The following is an 18,081-nucleotide window of genomic DNA, read 5'->3' on the forward strand; positions in this document are numbered from 1 at the left end:
AAACGCTTCTATGACGCAACGTTGGCGCCGGGACGAGTTGGCCGCACGTGCCCTCGACTTGCTCACCAGCGAACGAGCTGGATTCGTCAGCGACTTCGACGGGACATTGAGTCCGATCGTTCCGCGGCCCGATCAGGCACAGCCGCTGCCAGCAGTCGTCGAAGCGCTCGGGGTCTTCGTCCGGCGCCTCAGGCTCGTGGCGATCGTGACGGGACGGCAGGCACAGGACGTGGCGGAACGCCTACCGGTGCCCGGAATCGTCATCGTCGGGAACCACGGAGTGGAGTGGCTCGAAAACGGATCGCGTCACATCGCACCGCAGGCGGAGCTGTGGATTCCTCGGATATCCGCTGCTGCGCACGTCCTGCGGAACGCTCTGCCGGAACTGCTCGTCGAGGAGAAACTGATCACCCTCACCGTCCACACTCGGGAGGTCCAATCGGATGACGTGCGTCGTCAAGCCCGAGCCATCGTCGAGCAGGTGGCACGAGAGCATGGCCTGGTCGTGAAACCGGGAAAGGAGGTGTGGGAACTCCGTCCCCCGATCCCGCTCGACAAGGGGACAGCGGTCGCAACACTCGTCGAGGCATACCGGCTCGAGACGGTCGTCTTCGGAGGCGACGACGTGACCGATCTCGACGCGATGCGACGCCTGCGTACGATGCGGGAGGAGGGGCGTATCCGGTCCCTCCTCATCGGCGTGTGGAGCAACGAGGCACCGGCAGAACTCGCCAGGGAGTCTGACGTGCTCGTCGAGGACGTCCAGGCGTTCGGGGAATTGCTTGTCGAAATCGCACACCGACTCGGCTGAAATCGCCTCAGGAGTTGTCGAGCGGCCAGATCGGACGAGGAACCCTCCGGTAATCGAAGAACGCGAGGTCGGTACTCGTGATACCTGGCGTGAGGGCAGGAATGATCCTGCCGAAGCGCTGGACTTCTGCATTCAGATAGATGTCGAGCGCAGACTTGACGATGAGGTACGGAGCGTTCTGCAGCTCGCATCCGAGTGCGCGCGGTAAGCGCAGGTCGGCGAAGGGGACAGGGCGAGTCGTGACGATGACGTCCACGCGAGCCTCGTGTCTTCCCTCGAGTTCCAGCCACGCGCTCGGACCGACGCCGATCGGGAGGCCGGGGTAACGTGGTGACTCGATCGAGAGCGACTCTGGTACGAGCCCTCGGACTCTTCCATGAACTGGGATGGGATATCCGTGACGATGATCACGCTTCCCACCGAGTTCGAGCTCGATTGCCCTGCCGACTCCTGCTGAGAGAGCGCTGCCGACGGCTTCGGGATCGACGATACCGACGAGGAGCGCTCCGTGTGCGCCGAGATCGAGTGCTGCCCAAAGGGCGGCGGTGCCTTCGCCCGGCGCTCCCGCTTCGGGAGCGTCTCCGGTATCGAGAATCAGGATCGGTCGTCGAGAGTCGCCCATCGCCGCGTGGAGAGCCTCCTCGATGGTGAGACTCGGCTGAGGAATGTCTCGCAGAAGTTCGAGAAACGTGTCCGCCAGATCGGTGAGTGGCATTCCCGTGTCACCGAGAGCACGGTTCGATACGACGACGAGACGGGCGCCAGCGAACTCGACATCGGCATAGGGGAATCCAGCGAAAAGGGTGGCACACAGCACGGCCGGTTCTGCTTCCAGGAGCGCGAGCATGTCCGGCAACCGATCCAGGGGGGCACAGTCGGTTCGCTGTGTCACCAGCGGGAGCAAGCTGGGAACGCGAAGCTGCTGAGCGACCGGTTCGACCTCGCCTGCATGCCAGTCGTGGAGGAGAGCGAACAGCTGACGCACGCGTGTCGGTCGGTCGCGAGCTGGCCAGGTGTGCGGACCCGAGATGAGTGGGACGAACCCGAGCAGCTCTTCGGGAAACTGGGCCGTATGGTCGAAGTAGGCGCTCAGGATGAGGTGCGGATACCGGGTACGGCAGAAACGAGCCAGGGCGACTTCGCCTGACGAACCGTCGGTGAGTGCGGTTCCCGAAGACACGAGAAGCAAGGCGTCGAGAGGCCAGGCAGCCTCGATTGCACGGTCGAGCGTTTCTAGCACGGTATCGAATGTCGAACGAGGGAGCGGTCCGCCCGCTGCCGGCGAGAGAGTCAGCAGAGGGATCACTTCGAGGTTCGAGGCGCTGATCGCAGCGGAATCGATACCGAACAGCGTCCGGGGATCGAACGTGTCGGCTGGGAGCAGGGATACGGTGCCGGAAGTTGCAGCGAACGTATTCGTCCGGTAATCGAACACCACGATTCCGATGCGCATCATGCACCCCTCCGTGAGACAGCGCTGAAACGTGCGTCGTTCCGGTCGTCCCGATCGGCTATGATAGAGCACGTTGTCGAGGAACGGTGCAGAGGGACTGGGATCACCGAAAGGTGAGAGAGATGGCTGATCGTTTCCGGGGCCTGGAGGAATCGCGCAGCAGCGGAACCGTCTGCCCGAAGTGTGGCGTGGAACTCACGCTCGATGAGTCATATCAGCGATACCGGGTCTGCGGGCACTGCGGCTATCACTTCACGATCTCGGCAGATGAACGGATTCGCCTGCTGGTAGATCCAGGAAGTTTCGAGGAGTTCAATCGCCATTTGGTCTCGGTCGATCCGCTCTTGTTTTCCGATCGTCTACCGTACCGCAAACGGATCCTGCAGGCGCGTGAGGAGACAGGGTTGCGAGAAGCTGTCGTCACGGGGATCGGCCGGGTCCGTGGCCACGAAGTGGTGTTGGCTGTGCTCGATTTCCGGTTTCTCGGCGGCAGCATGGGATCCGTGGTAGGGGAGAAGATCACGCTCGCGTTCGAGCGTGCGGTCGAGCGTCGCTTGCCGATCGTGACGGTCTCGGCATCCGGGGGAGCTCGGATGCAGGAGGGCGTGTTGAGCCTCGTGCAGATGGCGAAGACGACGGCAGCAGCCAAGCGTGCGCACGATTCGAACGTGCCGTTCATCTCAGTGTTGACGCACCCGACGACCGGTGGCATCTATGCGTCGTTCGCCAACCAGGGTGACATCATTCTGGCAGAGCCAGGGGCGCTGATCGGTTTTGCCGGCCCGCGCGTGGTGAAGGAGACGGCTGGACGTGAGCCGTTACGATCGCACTCTGCCGAGTTCCTTTTCGAGCACGGGTTCGTCGATCAGGTTGTCGATCGGCGGCGACTCCGTGATACCATCGGGCTCATTCTTCGCCTGGTCAAGGCAGAGGGTGAGGTTGTGCCTCGCAGCGTGATCCGTCGGTCGGTGTCGGAGGATGCGGTACCGCTGCGAGCGTGGGACCTCGTGCAGCTCGCTCGTCATCCGGAGCGACCGACAACGCTGGACCTGATTCGGCGGATCAGTCCGCAGTTCGTCGAACTACACGGTGACCGTCTCTATGGAGATGACCCGGCCATCGTCGCTGGTCTCGGGGAAATCGCTGGACAGGGTGTCGTGATCATCGGACACGAACGGGGGCATGGTGATCCGAGCAGGCGGAATGGGCAGGCGTTGCCGGAGGGATACCGGAAGGCGATGCGGCTGATGGAATTGGCGGCGCGCCTGCGGCTGCCTGTCGTGACGCTGATCGATACGCCAGGAGTCTATCTGGGGGAGGGGGCAGAAGAGCGAGGGATCGCATCGGCGTTGAGCCAGTGTCTCGCGATGATGAGCGTGCTTCCGGTACCGACGGTGGCGCTGATCATCGGGGAGGGGGGAAGCGGTGGAGCGATCGCGCTGGCGGTAGCCGATCGCGTACTGATGTTGGAGAATGCGATCTACAGCGTGATTTCGCCGGAAGGGGCGGCAGCGATTCTGTACCGGGATGCGTCACGGGCGCCGGAGGTCGCCGAGTCGCTGAAAATCACGGCCCGGGATCTGCTGCGTCTGGAGGTGATCGACGGGATCGTACCGGAGCCGGAGGGTGGAGCGCATCGGGACCCGGACTATGCGGCGGTACTGGTGCTGGACGCGATCGTCGAAGCGCTCGCCGACTTGCGCGACATATCCCCCGAACGACTCGTGAAGGAGCGGTACCGCAAGTTCCGCCGCCTCGGCCAAACCAACACGTACATCCGCGAGCTCGTTGCCCAAGAAGTGACCGAGCTCAGCAGTCTAATCGGCCGGACACTCGGCAGCCTGCGGGAACGCTTACCGTTCGGCCGCGAGGAAGACGAAACGGAAGAACGGCCCGTCACCGTCACCGACCGGTGACGACCGACGTGCAGCACAGGAAGAGAGCAGCCCAGCACCCCAGTGGAGAGACATATCCGTCCATATTGACGTTGCATGCGCCCCGTGGTTACGATTCCATCGAGCGGCCAACCGGGGTCGCATCCCACACATCTCCAGGCCGGGTCATGCGCTACTTGCTGACACATACAGTGTTTTCGGCCGCTCGATTCGCATCGGCGAGACATCTCGGGACGGTGACCAGATGGTGACTGTGAAATCCTCGCTGACGATCCAGTCGGGACAGCAGGGCCTGGGTGCCCGACTCCAATTGATCGAACTCACGAAAGTGTACGGGGATGTGGTGGCTGCCGATCGAGTAACACTCGATATCGCACCAGGAGAGTTCGTCACCCTCCTCGGGCCCTCCGGGTCCGGCAAGACGACCACGCTCATGATGGTGGCCGGCTTCGTCATCCCGACCTCCGGCCAGATCCTCGTCAACGGCGAGGATATCGCTTTCAAGCCCCCGCACAAGCGAAACATCGGCATGGTGTTCCAGAACTACGCGCTGTTTCCGCACATGACCGTCGCCGAGAACATCGCTTTTCCACTGAAGATGCGAAAATGGTCGCGCCAGGATATCGAACGTGCCGTGAAGGAGGCGCTCCAGCTCGTGCGGCTACCTGGATTCGAGGAGCGGTACCCCCGACAACTTTCCGGTGGACAGCAACAGCGCGTCGCGCTCGCGCGGGCATTGGTCTTCCGACCGCCGGTCTTGCTGATGGACGAGCCACTCGGTGCTCTCGACAAAAAGCTGCGTGAAGAGATGCAGCTCGAGATCAAGCACATACAGGAATCGCTCAACATCACGACGATCTACGTGACACACGACCAGGAGGAAGCGCTGACGATGTCGGATCGTATCGCCGTGATGCGCGACGGGCGGATCGAGCAAGTCGGCACACCACGGGAACTGTACGAACAGCCGGTGAGTGATTTCGTGGCGAATTTCATCGGCGAATCGAACCTGCTCACTGGACGGCTAGAGCGACACGATCGTCGCTCGTACCTCGTGACGGAGGATGGCTGGCGGATCGCTGTACCGGCTCCGGACGATATCGGACCGGGGGAGCCGATCACCGTCGCTCTTCGCCCCGAGCGGATCGTGATCGCTGAGGAGCGAGGCGACAATCGCGTCGAGGGAGTAATCGAAGAGGTCATCTACGTGGGCGAGGCGACCAAGTTTCGCGTACGCATCGGGAACGATCGGTACCTGACAGTGAAGCAACCCAGCCGACTGGAGACGATGCGCTGGCAGCGGGGCGATCGCGTTATCCTGAGCTGGCGCCCAGAGGACGCGGTCATCGTGCGAGCCCAGCGATAGGAAGGCGGCATGAGCACTGCTCTCCCGAACCAGGCGAACGTCGTCATCATCGGTACCGGTGCCTTCGGCCTGTCGGTGGCTGCACAGCTCGCACGAGCCGGGGTGACGGACGTTCTGGTACTGGATCGTTTCGCTTGTAGTTCGCAGACGTCTTCTCGGGCAGCTGGCCTCTTCAAGCTCGTACAGGCAGACGAGCTGCGAACACACCTGGCCCGGTTGTCGACTGAGATCGTCCGCTCGTTCCACCGCGAGATGGGCGTACGCATACCGTACGTGCATTCAGGAAGCCTCCTCATCGCCCGGAGCGATCGTCATGCGGACGTGATCCAACGGGAGATCGCTGCCGCGCGCGCGTGGGGTGTAGAAGTCGAGCTGCTCTCGCCTACCGAGGCGAGCCGGTTGGCACCGTATCTCGCTGCGCAGCCAGTGCGTCTCGCTGCCTACGTTCCTGGTGACATCTATATCGAGGAGCCAGCGAGCCTTCTCGCGAGTTACCGCATCGCCGCCGAGCGTTTCGGGGCCCGGATTGTCGAGCAGGTACCGGTGACTGGTGTCGTCGTCGAGACTGGAGCCGTGCGTGCAGTCGAGACGCCACACGGCCGCATCCGAACGGAGATTGTTGTCGACGCCGCGGGTGCGTGGGTTCGTTCGGTAGCCAAACTCGCTGGGAGCGACCTCGCCGTGATGCCGGTGCGACACCAGCTGGCCATCACGGAAGCCATGCCGGGTACGAAGCCGGAACAACCGATCGTGCGGATCATCGACGCTGCAGTCTACGTGCGCCCCTGTCGTGGTGGCCTGATGTGGGGCGGTTTCGAGGCGAACCCACTCCCCCTCGACCCAGCAACCCACGGAGAAACGTTCTCGATCGATAGGCTACCGCTCGATTTCGGAGTCCTGCAACGCTTGGCCGAGGCGGTGCGGGACGTTGTCCCGGTATTGCACGATGCGCCGATCCAAGAGCATCGCGGTGGGCTCTTCACGATGACACCAGACGGGCGCTTCCTGGTGGGACCGGTACCTGGTGTGACAGGATTCTGGGTACTGAGCGGTTGCAACGGCAGCGGATTCTCCTTCTCCCCTGCACTCGGTTGGATTCTGGCGGAGTGGATCGTTGCAGGAACGCCACCACTCGACGTGAGCCTCCTCGAACCGGCTCGCTTCGCGAGTCCATACGACGATGCGACACTGCGTCAAACAGCGATCTACCAGTACACGCACTATTACGAGCCGGTCGAATGAGGGAGAGGCAGGCGAACCATGGCTGCACCCATGCATGAGGCCAAACGGACAGCATTTCGCTGGATCGAGGAGAATGCTCATTGGCTTTCTGAATTCGACCTCGAAATCTGGCGGTATGCCGAGCCAGCCTGGCGCGAATACAAATCGGCCCGCGCGTACGTGGAACTCCTGCGGAAGCACGGTTTCCATGTCGAAGAGGGGTCAGGCGGGATGCCCACCGCGTTCGTCGCAACATGGGGAGAAGGGCGTCCAGTGTTGGGCGCGTATGCCGAATACGATGCCGTGCCGGGGAACTCGCAAGAGCCGGTTCCCTATCGGAAGCCGCGGGAGGGACTGCATCCGTGGGCAGCCGGTCACACCGACCCGCACTCGATGCTGGGAGTGGCTGCATTGACCGGAATCCTGGCGGCCCGCTATGCCATGGAGCGCCATAGACTCCAGGGAACGTTACGGTTCTTCGGTGAGCCAGCCGAGAAGGTGTGTGGTTCCAAACCGGTCCATGCCGCCAAAGGCTATTATGACGGATTCGACGCGTTCATCGCTTACCATCCGGCGTACTACCCGAAGGGAACCAACACGGTCGCCTGGGAGACGCACTGCGGCTCGTACTGGAGCTGTGTCTTTACATTCGAGTGCGTCGAACCGGAAAAGTGGATTGATCGGAGCCTCTTTCCTGATGTCGGTGGTGCTCATGCTGCCGCGCGTTGCCCGGGAGCGATCGATGCGCTGTGCCTGATGTATACGATGACGAAGTACACGAAAGAAGCGATGTTTCCTCATACCGGTTCGTGGACCCTCAACGAGTTCGTGCTGGTAGCTGGCGACGCGACAGCCGATAATCTGCCGCCACGCTTCGCACAGATCCAGTATGCCTGGCGTTCTCCGACTCTCGGTATCCAGGAGCAAATCTATCGTGTCCTGGCCAATAACGCGAAGCGTGCAGCCGAGGCGACCGGCTGCCGGGTGTCGGTGCGGTGGGTGACCAAGACGCGGGTCGGGCTTCCGAACCTGACGCTGGCACGGGCAACCTTCGAGAATCTCGAACTGGTAGGTCCTCCGCGGTATAGCGAGGAAGCGCGCGATTTCGCCCGGGAAATTCAACGGAACCTCGAGATCCAGCCGATGGACGATCCGTTCATCGACGACGTCGAGCGGATCGTGCCACCGGAAGAATACGAGGCGAAAATCCGCTCCGCACTCCCAGAGTGGCAGCGAAACTTTACCTCGGACGACTACGTCGAATATACCTGGCATGCGCCGACAGTTCGCCTGTTCACTGCACGACCACGTCTTCGGCCACCGCGTCCCGATTACGCATACCCGGCCTGGGCCGACAACGCGTTGGGCGGTAGACCAGAGATCGTCGATCCGGGAATGTTCGTGGCTGGCAAGGTCATCGCGGCGACTTTGCTCGATCTCGTGCTGTACCCGGAGTTGTTGGAACAGGCCTGGAGCGAATTTCGGGAGCGAACTGGCGGTGGTATTGGCGGCGACCGATGGGTCGCGCCGCTCCTGCCAGCGGAGTTTGCGCCTCCGATCGATCTGCGCTGGCCGGAGTACGTCACGACAGTTCGCGGAGAAGAATGGTGGATTCCGACGCCGAATGAGCAGGCGTACACGGAGCTCTAACACCTTGTGGCAGAGTTCGGTTGTGAGCTTGCGTGAGGATGGAGTCACGAGCAAGGAGGGAGTAGCGATGGCAACCCAGTGGGATCGACTGTTGCGAGAACTCGAGCGGTCCGGGCGCGTGGACCGTCGTCGGTTCCTGCGACTCCTTACTGTTACCGGGCTTTCGATGGCCGGAGCCGGTGCATTTGCTGCATGTCGTGGCGGCGGAACGACACCGACGAGTGCTCCCGCCGGCACGACGCCAGCAGTGACGCCGACGGAGAGGCCCAGTGAAGGTCTGGCGTCGGTACCCGGGTATGACAACCCCAATAAGTGGAAAGGGAAGACGCTCGTCTTCGCTGGCTTCGGTGGGGCGATGCAGGACGCGCAGCGGAAGGCGGTTCTGGAGCCGTTCGCACGCCTCACCGGCGCGACGATCGTCGAGGATACGACCGACATCGGCAAGCTGAAGGCGATGGTCGATGCTGGATCGGTCGAGTGGACAGTCGCACAACAGGGAACCTTCGAGAGCCGTGTACTGGGCAAGCAGGGATACTTGGAGCCAATCGACTACTCGATCGTCGAGAAAGCGAACTTCTTCGAGGACGTTGCTGGAGAGTTCGATGTGGCGGTGATCTACTGGTCGCTCATCCTCGCGTACCGGACGGACAAGTTCGGAAACAATCCACCGCAGGGGTGGGCAGACTTCTGGAATGTCGAGAAGTTTCCTGGACCGCGCGCGATGGACAAGGTTGACGGTCCGGTCGGGAACTTGGAGTTCGCGTTGCTCGCAGACGGCGTCCCGAAGGATCAGGTCTACCAGGTGCTCCGCACGGCGGAGGGAGTCGAACGAGCCTTCCGCAAACTCGACGAAATCAAACCGCATGTGACGGTCTGGTGGGAAGCGGGTGCGCAACCGGCGCAGTTACTGACGGACGGCGAGGTCGACCTGGCACAGGCCTGGAACGGGCGGATCGACGCTGCCCAACGCCAGGGTGCACCGATCGCGATCCAGTGGAACGAAGGACTGCTGAGGACCGACTCCTTCATTGTCCCGAAAGGGGTGAAAGAAAAAGAATTGGCGATGGATTTCATCAACTTCGCAACGCGCCCGGAAGTCCAGGCTGAGCTCTCGAAGTACATTCCATACAGCCCGACTAACGCCAAAGCCTTCGATCTCCTACCAGAGGATCTCAAGGCCCGGTTGCCAAGTGCACCAGCTCAGAAGGAGAAGCAGCTCTTGGCCGACGCATCGTTCTGGCTCGAGAATCTCGATCGCCTGACGGAGCAGTTCAACAACTGGCTGACTCGGTGAGCACCGCGCTGGGGGCGGCACGAGCCGCCCCCAGTCGATACGATTGGGTCGAGTGCAGGGTAGAGTTCGCTGTTCCGACACATGGGACTGATGAAGGACCAGGGCAATGACAACCGGCGATCTGCTCGCTGATGCAACCCCACAGCGAAGCGTGGTGAGTCGGCAGCTCGAGATGCGCCGACAACTCGGATACCTCCTTCTTCTTTTGCCGGCATTCGCGCTTCTCGTTCTCCTGTTCGTCTACCCGATCGCTCGCCTTCTCGTGACGTCTCTGTATGCTGACGGGCAACTGACCCTCGAACACTACCGTCGTATCGTCGAGGTCGATCTGTATCTCCGTGTTTTGCGTACGACCTTCGTGATCGCCCTCCAGGTCACAATCATTTGTCTCGTGTTGGGATATCCACTGGCGTATTTTCTGGCGACTTTGCGACCGCGAACCGCGCGCTTGCTGATGATCCTCGTGCTTATTCCCTTCTGGACCAGTATCCTCGTGCGCACCTATGCCTGGATGGTTCTGTTGCAACGTCAGGGAGTCTTCAACCGGTGGCTCCTCGAATTGGGATTGATCGATGAGCCCCTGCGGATGATGTACAACCGAATTGGTGTACTGGTCGGCATGTCACATGTCTTGCTCCCGTTCATGGTGCTGCCGACCTATGCCGTCATGCACGGTATCGACCGCACGTTGTTGCGGGCCGCAGCGAATCTCGGTGCTTCGCCAACGCAAGCCTTCTTGCGCGTTTTTCTTCCGCTGAGCCTGCCCGGCGTGGCGGCGGGCAGTTTACTGGTTTTCATCCTCGCACTCGGCTTCTTCATCACGCCCGCCCTGATGGGCGGTCGAACAGACATGATGATCGCGCAGTTGATCGAGACGCAGATTCGCACCGAACTCAACTTTCCCTTCGCCGCTGCCTTGGCAGCTGTCTTGCTCGTGATCACGTTATTGATTTTCGCGATTTACAACCGCTTGCTTGGCATCGATAAGATGTTCGGGGGCGGCTACTGATGGGACGTGAGGCACAGGCACTCGAACTCACGATGGCGGCGATCGAGCGTCGACCGCGCCGGCGAGCTGTGTCGTGGTCCCGCATTCTGCTCGGCCTGTTCAGTGCAGCTGTCTTGATCTATCTCGTCGCACCAGTCCTGATCGTCATCCCCATGTCGTTCAGTGCAGCCAAGTACTTGTCTTTTCCACCGCCCGGCCTGTCGCTACAGTGGTACGAGAACTTCTTCGCACGGTCCGACTGGACATCGGCGACCATACAGAGCATTCGCGTGGCACTCACGGTTATGGTGCTGTCCACGGTCCTCGGTGTGGCCGCTTCGCTCGCACTGGTGCGTGGATCCTTCCCGGGAAAGGAGTTCGTGAACCTGATCATCGTGTCTCCACTCGTGGTACCGACGATTATCGTGGCGATCGCAATCTATGGTTTGTATGTGCGCTTGCACCTGGTGCAGACGTTCTGGGGACTCGTGCTGGCACACACGGTTCTGGCCATTCCGTATGTCATCGTGAATGTCACGGCGACGTTGCGCGGGTTCGATATCCGCCTCGAACATGCGGCACAGAGCTTGGGTGCCAACGGCTGGCAGACCTTCCGGTACGTGACCTTGCCGCTGATCAGCCCGGGCATTTTCGCGGGGGCGGTGTTCGCCTTCATTGCGTCGTTCGACGAGCTGATCCTGGCCCTGTTCATCGCCGGAGCGCGCGGGCGAACCCTTCCGATGCGGATGTTCGAAGGCCTTCGCATGGAAATCGATCCGACCATCGCCGCAGTGTCCTCGATGCTGATCACGTTCTCCGTCCTCGTACTCGCTTCGGCTGAACTCGTTCGGCGACGAGGCCGCAGTGAGCCTTCGGGGTGAACCGCGATGCCGCAGATCATCGTCAGTTGGGGAACCAGCGGCCCATCGCGGGAACGGATCTGGCTACGCCGCGGACTAACCCTCTTGACTGTGGCCGCAGTCTTCTGGGTTTTTTGGTCTGTGCGCGGTGCTCTGCTGCCCTTCATCGTGGGAGCGATCCTCGCCTATCTTCTCACCCCGCTCGTCAACCTGTTCGAGCACCTGTTACCCTCCCGACGACGATTCCCGGGACCGACGAGGACGCTCGCTATTCTCCTCACCTACGCTGTCGCGCTCGTCACCTTGGCCGGCATCTCGTTCTTGTTCGTTCCGCCGCTGGTACGGCAAACGAACGAGTTCATCCAGTCGGCACCCGAGTACTGGAGTGCGATCAACGAACAGGTCAATGACTGGTTGGCTCAGTACCAAGCCAATGTTCCACCGAGCGTCCGGGCACAAAGCGAAGGGGCACTCGGGTACCTCTGGTCGATGGCGCTGCAGGCGTTTCAGCGAGCGATGCGCCTGACGTTCGGGGCAGTTGGAGCAGCGATCGGCTTCTTCTCAGCTGTCGTTCTCGTTCCCTTCTGGATGTACTACGTGCTCAAGGACAGTCGGCGTGCTGTCCAGTGGTTTTACGGCTTGTGGCCTGAGGGGTGGCGACCTGACGTCCAAGCAGTCGTACAGATCGTCGACCGCACGTTGGCGGCGTACATTCGAGGGCAGCTGTTCTTAGGGCTCATCATCGGTGTCGCGGTCGGCGTGGCGATGTGGGTGATCGGAATCACCCAGCCGATTGTCCTCGGACTCATCGCCGGTGTCCTGGAACTCGTTCCGATCCTCGGTCCGATACTGACCTTCATCGTGATCGCACTGGTCGCACTGGCGACCGATCCCAACAAGCTGGTCTGGGTCGGCCTCGCCTTCATCGTGATTCAGCAACTCGAGAACAACCTTCTCGTGCCGCGAGTGCACGGGTACGTCGTCGAGATGAATCCCGCTGTGGTCATGGTGCTCGTTGTCACCGGCGGCGCACTGTGGGGTGTGCCCGGAATGATCGTCGCGGTGCCCCTCGCAGCGGTAGCGCGAGATGTCTTCCGGTACTTCTATCGGCGTTGGAGCAATTCGGTATCTGTTCCGTCGGTGCTTTCGACGGTCGAGGTCGCAGACGAATCGTCGACGTCCAGCGATCCTTGAACGCCCGGTACCAGATCCAAATACGGGCGCAAATCCTCGGTAAGTCCGAGCGGCTCAGGCTTCGAGCGCAGCTGAGGAAAGAGAATGACTTCGCGAATAGTCTGTCGATTCGTCAAAAGCATCACGAGGCGGTCGATACCGAGGCCGAACCCGCCGGTGGGTGGCATCCCGTACATCAAGGCATTGATGAAATCCTCGTCGATCGGCATCGCCTCCTCGTCACCTCGTGCCCGATCCCGTGCCTGCTCGAGGAAGCGGAAGAGTTGATCGAGGGGGTCGTTCAATTCCGAATAGGCATTGGCGAGTTCCAAACCACCGACGAAGAGCTGGAAACGCTCGACCAGTCGCGGATCGTCTGGCTTCCGCTTCGCGAGTGGCGAGAGTGCGACAGGATAGTCATACAGGAAGGTCGGTTGGATCAGGTTCGGGCGAACGAACGTCCTGAGGAGCTCGTCGAGGATGCGCGGCCAAACAGTATCCGGTCGGACATCGGCTCCAAGTTCCATCGCGCGAGCGTAGAGCGAGGGCTGGTCGGTAATCTGAAAGAAATCGATCCCCGTGTAGCGCAGAATCGCGTCACGGAGCGAAAGACGAGTCCACGGTGGGGTCAGATCGATGGTCTGCGTGCCCCATGGAATCTGTAGCGTTCCAAGGGCTTCCTGGGCTGCATAGACGATCAGCTCCTCGCACATCTGCATGATGTCGCGGTAATCAGCGTAGGCGACATAGAACTCCAGCATCGTGAATTCCGGATTGTGTCGCGCGTCGATTCCTTCGTTGCGGAAATCCTTGCAAATCTCGTAGACCCGATCGTAGCCACCTACGATCAAGCGCTTGAGGTAGAGCTCATCCGAGATGCGGAGATAGTAAGTCTGATCGAGCGCATGATAGTAGGTCGTAAAGGGACGTGCAGCCGCGCCACCATAGACGGGCTGCAGAGTCGGTGTCTCGACTTCGAGGAAGCCGCGCTCGTCCAGATATCGACGGATGGCGCGAATCACCTGAGCGCGAGTGACAAAGACCTGGCGGGTTTCCGGATTCGTCATGAGATCGACGTACCGTTGCCGGTATCGTGTCTCGACATCGGTGAGTCCGTGCCATTTATCAGGGGGCGGGTTGATCGCCTTGGCGAGCAGGCGGAGGGCTGTCACCTGCAACGAGACTTCGCCGGTTCGAGTGCGGAACAGGTGGCCGTCGGCCTCCACGAAATCGTTCAGATCGACATAGCGCTTGAACCAAGCCAACTGTTCATCGCCGACGATCTCGCGCCGGAGATAGAGTTGTATCGTTCCCGCACCGTCGCGGATATGGCTGAAGACCGTACGTCCCATGTCGCGAATGGAAACCACCCGGCCCGCTAGGGTAACGCATTCCGGATCCGGCTCCCCGGCCAACTCCGACTCGACCGAGAGGAAACGTTGCACCGCTTCGTGAGTCGTCATCGAACGGCCTGAATGCGGTGGATACGGGTCGATTCCACGTAGTCGAAGCTCACGGAGCTTCTCGAGTCTCGCACGCTGTTGATCGTTGAGCGTCATGCGTCCTCCCCGGACCGATCGAGAACGCGCATCACGAAGACGAGGGCGCCGCGCTAGCGCGGCGCCCTCCATTGTTACACGAAAGGGACTACTCGATCCGTTGAATGGTGAGGCGCATCTCTCCTCCGGGCGCCTGAACGGTCACCGTCGTACCCACACGCTTCCCGAGGAGAGCGGCCCCAACGGGCGATTCGATGGAAATTCGGCCTTGTGCTGCGTTCGCCTCTTCGGGACTGACGATGACCCAGGTTTCGGTGACACCGTCCTCATCGATGACGGTAACGCGAGAGCCGAGGCGCACTTCGTCACGCTTGCCAGTCTCGACGACCGTCTGAGCACGTCGCAAGATGTGTTCGATTTCTCGAATGCGTGCTTCAGTCAAGACGAGTTCTTCCTTTGCGTCCTCGTACTCGCTGTTATCGGAGATGTCTCCTTCGTTGCTCAGTTGCTGCAGTCGCTCCCGCAGAGCCGGCAGCTTCACGGTGCGCAGCTGTTCCAGCTCTTGCTCCAAGGCAGCCCTTCCTTCAGCAGTCAAAACGATCGGGCGCTCTCGCACCATGTCGGTCACCTCGTTCTTCGCTGCCGAACCGTCCGAAGATTCTCTCGCACAGAGACGCCGGCCAGGCGTCGATCCTTGGCCTTCTCGATCGCTCGAGTGATTCGCGGGTCAAACGGACACCTACACGTAACACAAGAGTGGCGGCGGAGTCATCCCGCGCCACCTCCGCGACTTTCCGCAATCGAGCCGGTGGGTGAGAAGGGACTCGAACCCCTGACCTCGCGGATGTGAACCGCGCGCTCTAACCGGCTGAGCTACTCACCCTCACCGGCCAGAGTATAGCAAAGGCCCTGAGTCATCGGCAAGCACGTCATTCGATGACGGCGATACAGTCGACCTCGACGAGCGCTCCGGCGGGCAAGCGTGCAGCTTGTACGGTCGTCCGTGCTGGTGGGTGTTCCCCGAAGTAGCGCGCATAGACTCGATTGAAGGCAGGAAAGTCGTCCAAATTGGCGAGGAAACACGTGGTGCGAACGACGCGTTCGAGCGAGGTGCCTGCTGCTTCGAGTACGGCTTTCAGGTTCTCGAGGACACGCTCCGTCTGTTGTTCGATACCACCGGAGACGAGTTGCCCCGTTTCCGGGTCGAGTGGGATCTGTCCGGAGGTAAAGACCAGATTGCCGATGCGGATCGCCTGCGCGTACGGGCCGATTGGCTGAGGAGCATTCTCTGTTCGAACTTCCTCCCGCATACGCCTCGCTCCCCATTCGAGAACCATCCAGTAACCGTCGGCACCGTACCACTTTGGCATGGCCTCTCGCAAGTGCTGGGCTCGTTTGTCGAACTGTAACGGAGCAAGGCGGGATCCCTGCGCATCGATCGCGGTGCGCGAGCATCCGGAGATCGACGCTGTCCGCCGTCGGTAGCCTGCTCTGGTACACTCATCAGCGGTTCGGTGTCCGGACACTGCGGGGTTGGGGGACCTGTGAGCATCGCCGAATCCGTTCGCCAAGTAGTTGGTAGCCGATTTTCGCCCCTTCCGATCCAGCGAGTCGCGACGTTGGTTGCTGTCGGCTTCGCAGCGTTGGTGCTCGTTCTCGCTGCCTCGCTCCTGGCGTATGGTGTCACACAAGGGAATCGGATTTATCCAGGTGTTCGAATTGGATCGGTCGACGTCGGAGGACTGGATACAGCCGAGGCCGAGTCGCGGGTCCGTGCGCGTCTGACCCAGTTCGCGGAACAGTCGCTGACGCTGCGGTTCGAAGGCCACGAAGCACGGCTCCGTGTCGGGGATCTCGACCCGGTCTGGGATATCGAGGCGGCAGTGACCGATGCCCAGCGGGTGGGGCGAAGCGGTAGCCTGTGGCGAGATTCGGGAACCTGGTTACGGGCGCGGCTTTTCGGCGAACGGGTAGCGATTCCAGTGACTTTCGATGCCAGCCCGGTTGAAAAGGCGCTCACAGAAATAGCGACACTCGCAGCTACGCCGCCGGTCGAACCCCGGTTCGATGTCGATGAGAATGGTGCGGTGCGGGTAGTGCCAGGGCGGTCTGGCCTCGGCATTGACCTCGGAGTGGCCCTGGCGGAAGTCGAACGGCGTCTCATGCTCGCCGAAAGCGGGACCATCGATCTCGCTCCGGTAACCCTGCAACCGAACATCCGGGATGACGAGCTGGAAGCCCTCGTCCCACAGGTCGAGGAACTCGTGGGCGAGCCGATCACATTGTCGCTCGATGGTGAGCCGCGCTGGATGATCGAGCCCCGGGATCTCCTCTCCTTGCTCATCGTGCAGCGAACAGCTGACGGCTACTCGGTCCGGCTCGACCGCGGCAAGCTCGAAGCGTACCTTGGGCGGATCGCTGACTTCGTCGTTACCCCCTCGCGCGACGCGACCGTACAGTGGGACGGATTGCACTTCGTCGTTATTCCGGCTCAACCAGGTGCGGTACTGGATGTCGAGGGAACTGTCGCGGAACTCTTGGAACGCGTCGCCCGTCACCAGCGCACCGTGCCCGTACGCGCTCGGCGGGCAGACCCGCTCGTCACCACGCCGATGGCTCAAGCGGCGAAGACAGCGGCAGAACAGCTGGTGAATCGTGGGATCCTCGTACGGTGGCCGGGTGGCGAGCGATGGCTCAAAGGAGATGATCTCGCCGCACTCCTGGCGTTCGAGCCGCAGCGAGTCGGCGAGCAGGTTACCGGCCTGCGCGTGACTCTCGATCCAGAGAGGGCAGGAGCCTTCTTGAGGGATCTCGAGTCGGAGGTGCGGCAGGAACCGCGTGATGCCGTGCTCCGCTACTCTGGTGGACAGGTCCGAGTCGTCGCAGCGGAACAGGTTGGGCAGGAACTCGACCTCGAGGCCTCGCTGGAGGCGCTCCAACGAGCGGTCGAAGCCGGAACGCGTGAAGTCCCGCTCGCCGTACGCGAGGTCAAGCCGAAAATCACGAGTGCAATGGCTGCGGAGATCGTGATCCGTGAACGTATCTCGTCGGGTGCGACCTACTACGGTGACTCTGCACCGAACCGTCGCCATAACGTCGAGTTGGCGGTCGAACGGGTCGATGGTGCACTGGTCCCACCAGGTGAGGTCTTTTCGTTCAACCAGACCGTGGGACCGATCAATCTGGAGAATGGCTATAAGGTCGGTTATGGCATCGTGACCACGAACGGCCGCGTACAGACGGTTCCGTCCGTCGGTGGAGGTGTCTGCCAGGTCTCGACGACACTGTTCCACGCGGCGTTTTGGGGTGGATTCCCGATCGTCGAACGGAACTGGCACCTCTATTGGATCCCTCTCTACGGGCAGCCGCCGAGTGGACTCATCGGACTCGACGCCACGGTGGATACGGATTTTGGACTGGACTTCAGGTTTCGGAATGCGACGAACGATTGGATCGCAATCGTGGCCTGGGCCGATGGTTCTTGGGTCCACTTTGAAATCTGGGGCACGAAGCCGAACTGGCGTGTCGAGGTGGATGACCCCGTGGTTACAGATGTGGTCAAGGCTGATCCGACGCCGGTCTTCCGGGAATCACCAGACCTGGCCCCGGGCGAGCAAGTCATCGTCGAGCGGGCACGAGACGGTTTTACGGTCACGATTCGACGACGAGTCTACGAGGGTGATCGGCTGATCGACGATTTGACGCTCCGCAGCACCTATCTGCCCTCCCAGAACGTCACGTTGGTCGGTCCGCAACCGTCTCCCAGACCGACAGCTTCACCGACTCCCGAGCCGATGGTGGGGACACCTGCAGCTGAAGAATCGAATGCTCCGGAAGCGGAACCGACGGCCACGCCGACACAAGAATGAGC

The 18,081-nt window shown here is 61.4% G+C and carries 14 protein-coding genes and 1 tRNA gene; 10 read left to right on the forward strand and 5 right to left on the reverse strand.

Annotated features, from left to right (window positions below; all coding sequences use genetic code 11):
* Positions 1-10 precede the first annotated feature (10 nt).
* A complete protein-coding gene (gene otsB / locus OO015_RS00765) occupies positions 11-811 on the forward strand; it encodes a trehalose-phosphatase (RefSeq protein WP_265938840.1) in 801 nt (266 codons plus the stop codon).
* 7 nt (positions 812-818) lie between these two features.
* On the opposite strand, the gene OO015_RS00770 is transcribed toward otsB, so the two are convergent.
* Positions 819-2,267: an MlrC C-terminal domain-containing protein gene (locus OO015_RS00770; RefSeq protein WP_265938843.1), complete on the reverse strand. Its 1,449-nt coding sequence runs from the start codon at positions 2,265-2,267 to the stop codon at positions 819-821.
* 119 nt (positions 2,268-2,386) lie between these two features.
* On the opposite strand from OO015_RS00770, the gene accA reads away from it, so the two are divergent.
* The 8 genes from accA to OO015_RS00810 all read left to right on the forward strand — a co-directional run bounded on the left by accA (position 2,387) and on the right by OO015_RS00810 (position 12,732).
* Entirely contained in the window at positions 2,387-4,180 is a 1,794-nt protein-coding gene (accA, locus tag OO015_RS00775; protein ID WP_265938845.1) for an acetyl-CoA carboxylase carboxyl transferase subunit alpha, read from the forward strand.
* Positions 4,181-4,403: 223 nt separating this feature from the next.
* Positions 4,404-5,525 (forward strand): ABC transporter ATP-binding protein, encoded by a 1,122-nt coding sequence (locus OO015_RS00780; RefSeq protein ID WP_265938847.1) that lies wholly within the window; start codon positions 4,404-4,406, stop codon positions 5,523-5,525.
* A 9-nt stretch (positions 5,526-5,534) separates the two neighbouring features.
* A complete protein-coding gene (locus OO015_RS00785; protein WP_265938848.1) occupies positions 5,535-6,767 on the forward strand; it encodes an NAD(P)/FAD-dependent oxidoreductase in 1,233 nt (410 codons plus the stop codon).
* A gap of 18 nt (positions 6,768-6,785) precedes the next feature.
* Positions 6,786-8,396 carry an amidohydrolase gene (locus OO015_RS00790; protein WP_265938849.1) on the forward strand — a complete coding sequence of 537 codons (1,611 nt, stop codon included), beginning with the start codon at positions 6,786-6,788 and terminating at the stop codon, positions 8,394-8,396.
* Positions 8,397-8,463: 67 nt separating this feature from the next.
* Positions 8,464-9,690 (forward strand): polyamine ABC transporter substrate-binding protein, encoded by a 1,227-nt coding sequence (locus OO015_RS00795; protein ID WP_265938850.1) that lies wholly within the window; start codon positions 8,464-8,466, stop codon positions 9,688-9,690.
* A gap of 106 nt (positions 9,691-9,796) precedes the next feature.
* Positions 9,797-10,699: an ABC transporter permease gene (locus OO015_RS00800; protein WP_265938851.1), complete on the forward strand. Its 903-nt coding sequence runs from the start codon at positions 9,797-9,799 to the stop codon at positions 10,697-10,699.
* Positions 10,699-11,559, forward strand: coding sequence for an ABC transporter permease (locus OO015_RS00805; protein ID WP_265938853.1), 861 nt, complete (start codon positions 10,699-10,701; stop codon positions 11,557-11,559). Before OO015_RS00800 ends, OO015_RS00805 begins: the two co-directional genes overlap by 1 nt.
* A gap of 6 nt (positions 11,560-11,565) precedes the next feature.
* Positions 11,566-12,732 carry an AI-2E family transporter gene (locus OO015_RS00810; protein WP_265938855.1) on the forward strand — a complete coding sequence of 389 codons (1,167 nt, stop codon included), beginning with the start codon at positions 11,566-11,568 and terminating at the stop codon, positions 12,730-12,732.
* Here OO015_RS00810 and lysS read toward each other — a convergent pair.
* The 4 genes from lysS to OO015_RS00830 form a co-directional block, all read right to left on the reverse strand.
* Positions 12,642-14,270 carry a lysine--tRNA ligase gene (gene lysS / locus OO015_RS00815; protein ID WP_265938857.1) on the reverse strand — a complete coding sequence of 543 codons (1,629 nt, stop codon included), beginning with the start codon at positions 14,268-14,270 and terminating at the stop codon, positions 12,642-12,644. The two genes, OO015_RS00810 and lysS, sit on opposite strands and share 91 nt — an antisense overlap.
* An 88-nt stretch (positions 14,271-14,358) precedes the next feature.
* Positions 14,359-14,826, reverse strand: coding sequence for a transcription elongation factor GreA (gene greA, locus OO015_RS00820; protein WP_416236578.1), 468 nt, complete (start codon positions 14,824-14,826; stop codon positions 14,359-14,361).
* Positions 14,827-15,019: 193 nt separating this feature from the next.
* Positions 15,020-15,093, reverse strand: a tRNA-Val gene (locus tag OO015_RS00825).
* A gap of 46 nt (positions 15,094-15,139) precedes the next feature.
* A complete protein-coding gene (locus OO015_RS00830) occupies positions 15,140-15,520 on the reverse strand; it encodes a RidA family protein (protein WP_265938861.1) in 381 nt (126 codons plus the stop codon).
* Positions 15,521-15,829: 309 nt separating this feature from the next.
* Here OO015_RS00830 and OO015_RS00835 point away from each other — a divergent pair, with 309 nt between their 5' ends.
* Entirely contained in the window at positions 15,830-18,079 is a 2,250-nt protein-coding gene (locus OO015_RS00835) for a VanW family protein (RefSeq protein WP_265938863.1), read from the forward strand.
* Positions 18,080-18,081: the final 2 nt, after the last annotated feature.

Origin of the sequence: Thermomicrobium sp. 4228-Ro, assembly GCF_026241205.1 — a bacterium.
Taxonomy (GTDB): Bacteria; Chloroflexota; Chloroflexia; order Thermomicrobiales; family Thermomicrobiaceae; genus Thermomicrobium.

Bases quoted from the DNA above. Each gene is read 5' to 3' on its own strand.
- otsB (WP_265938840.1), top strand. From the start codon at position 11: ATGACGCAACGTTGGCGCCGGGACGAGTTGGCCGCACGTGCCCTCGAC.
- OO015_RS00770 (WP_265938843.1), bottom strand. From the start codon at position 2,267: ATGATGCGCATCGGAATCGTGGTGTTCGATTACCGGACGAATACGTTC.
- accA (WP_265938845.1), top strand. From the start codon at position 2,387: ATGGCTGATCGTTTCCGGGGCCTGGAGGAATCGCGCAGCAGCGGAACC.
- OO015_RS00780 (WP_265938847.1), top strand. From the start codon at position 4,404: ATGGTGACTGTGAAATCCTCGCTGACGATCCAGTCGGGACAGCAGGGC.
- OO015_RS00785 (WP_265938848.1), top strand. From the start codon at position 5,535: ATGAGCACTGCTCTCCCGAACCAGGCGAACGTCGTCATCATCGGTACC.
- OO015_RS00790 (WP_265938849.1), top strand. From the start codon at position 6,786: ATGGCTGCACCCATGCATGAGGCCAAACGGACAGCATTTCGCTGGATC.
- OO015_RS00795 (WP_265938850.1), top strand. From the start codon at position 8,464: ATGGCAACCCAGTGGGATCGACTGTTGCGAGAACTCGAGCGGTCCGGG.
- OO015_RS00800 (WP_265938851.1), top strand. From the start codon at position 9,797: ATGACAACCGGCGATCTGCTCGCTGATGCAACCCCACAGCGAAGCGTG.
- OO015_RS00805 (WP_265938853.1), top strand. From the start codon at position 10,699: ATGGGACGTGAGGCACAGGCACTCGAACTCACGATGGCGGCGATCGAG.
- OO015_RS00810 (WP_265938855.1), top strand. From the start codon at position 11,566: ATGCCGCAGATCATCGTCAGTTGGGGAACCAGCGGCCCATCGCGGGAA.
- lysS (WP_265938857.1), bottom strand. From the start codon at position 14,270: ATGACGCTCAACGATCAACAGCGTGCGAGACTCGAGAAGCTCCGTGAG.
- OO015_RS00830 (WP_265938861.1), bottom strand. From the start codon at position 15,520: ATGCGGGAGGAAGTTCGAACAGAGAATGCTCCTCAGCCAATCGGCCCG.